Raw genomic sequence first — 1,800 nt, 5'->3', positions numbered from 1 at the left:
TTCCGCTCCGACGCCATGAGCAAGGCGCTGCATGCGGGACACGCGGCAGCCGTCGGCGTGCGGGCGGGGCAGGGGGCCGCCCACGGCATCACCGGCGTGCCGGACATCCTGGAAGGCGAGGTCGGCTTCGGCGCCGCGCTGGCGCAAGACCCCGACTGGAACCTGGCGATCGACGGCCTGGGTCAGCGCTACAACATCCTCCGGATCACCCAGAAAAACCACGGTTGCTGCGGCCACACCTTTGCGGCGATCGACGGCGCGCTGGCGCTGCGGGCCCGCGGCGTGCGCGCGGACGACATCGCATCCTTGCGCGTGGACGCCTACCAGACGGCCCTGGACGTAACCGGCAACTTCGCGCCCGCCACGGCCTTCGAGGCCAAGTTCAGCCTGCCTTATGTGGTGGCGCATGCCCTGGTTCACGGCTCGGTACGCCTGGACGCCTTCGAGCCGCAGCGCCTGCAGGACCCGCAAGTGCGCCAGCTGATGCAAAAGCTGGAACTGCGCGCCGATGCCGAGCTGACTGCCGGCTTTCCGCGCATGCGGGCCGCCCGCGTCTCCATCACCACCACCGGCGGCCAGACCCTGGAACACCATGCTCCCTACCGCAAGGGCGATCCCGAAGCGCCGCTCTCCGACGCCGAACTGAATGACAAGTTCGAGGAACTTTCCGGCCCGGTGCTCGGCCGCGAGCGCGCCCTGGCGCTGCGCGATGCTGTCTGGCGCCTGGACGGCATGCCGGTCCGCGCGCTGCGGCTGGCCGCCGACATGCCCCGGCCCTGACGCCTTTCCACTCCGTCCATCCATGACACCAGCCTCATCCATGTCAGACATCTCTTTTGCAGAAGCGCTACTGTCGCCTCGTTCCATCGCCCTGGTCGGCGCTTCCGGCGACGCGCGCAAGAATACCGCCCGGCCGCTGCGATTCATGCGCAAGCACGGCTATGCCGGCGCGGTCTATCCCATCAACGCGGGGCGTGCGGAAATCCTGGGCGAAAAAGCCTATCCGTCCCTGGCGGGCCTGCCCGGGCCGGTCGACCACGTGTTCGTCATGATTCCGGGCAGCGAGGTCGCGGCCGTGCTGGAGCCATGCGCCCAGGCCGGCGCCCGGGTCGTTACCGTCTATTCCGACGGTTTCGGCGAGACCGGCGCCGAAGGCCAGGCGCGCCAGGCCGCACTGGTAGCGCAAGCCCGCGCGCTGGGTTTGCGCCTGCTGGGGCCCAACAGCATCGGATCCGCCAACCTGCATACCGGCGGCATCCTCTCGGTCAACGCGGCATTCGAGGCGGATACCCTGCTGGCGGGCGATCTCAGCATGGTGTCGCAAAGCGGCTCGATGATGGGATCGCTGCTGTCCCGCGCGGCGGCGCGCGGCTTCGGCTTTGCCAAGTCCGTCTCCGTCGGCAACGAGAGCGACATCACGGTGGGCGAAGTGGTCGATGCGCTGGTGGACGATCCGCAGACCAAGGCCATCCTGCTGTTCCTGGAGACCTTGCGCGATGCCGCCACCCTGGGCCGGGCGCTGAGCCGGGCGCGAGCCGCGGGCAAGCCCGTGATCGCCTACAAACTGGGACGCTCCGAACAGGGCGATGCGTTGGCGCAGTCGCACACCGGCGCCATGGCGGGCAATGACGTCGCGGTGGATGCGTTCCTCAAAGCCTATGGCGTCATGCGGGTACGCAACCTGGAGACGCTGTTCGAGCTGGCGCCGCTGGCGTCGCGCTATTCCCGCGCGGAAAGTTCGCGGCGCGCCCCGGACCAGCCGGCGCGGGTCGCGGTGATCACGACGACCGGCGGCGGCGC

General features: G+C 69.5%; 1 protein-coding gene and 1 pseudogene. Both read left to right on the top strand.

Annotation, left to right across the window (positions count from 1 at the left end; all coding sequences use genetic code 11):
* Nucleotides 1-780, top strand: a pseudogene (locus tag VIR09_RS13580) (MmgE/PrpD family protein); the annotation flags it as partial.
* Between the two features lie 40 nt (nucleotides 781-820).
* Nucleotides 821-1,800 (top strand): CoA-binding protein (locus tag VIR09_RS13575; RefSeq protein ID WP_332013337.1); only part of this gene is annotated, 980 nt, incomplete at its 3' end.

The organism is Achromobacter sp., from assembly GCF_036567245.1.
GTDB lineage: Bacteria > Pseudomonadota > Gammaproteobacteria > Burkholderiales > Burkholderiaceae_B > Achromobacter.
This window is presented reverse-complemented; position numbering and strand designations above follow the sequence as displayed.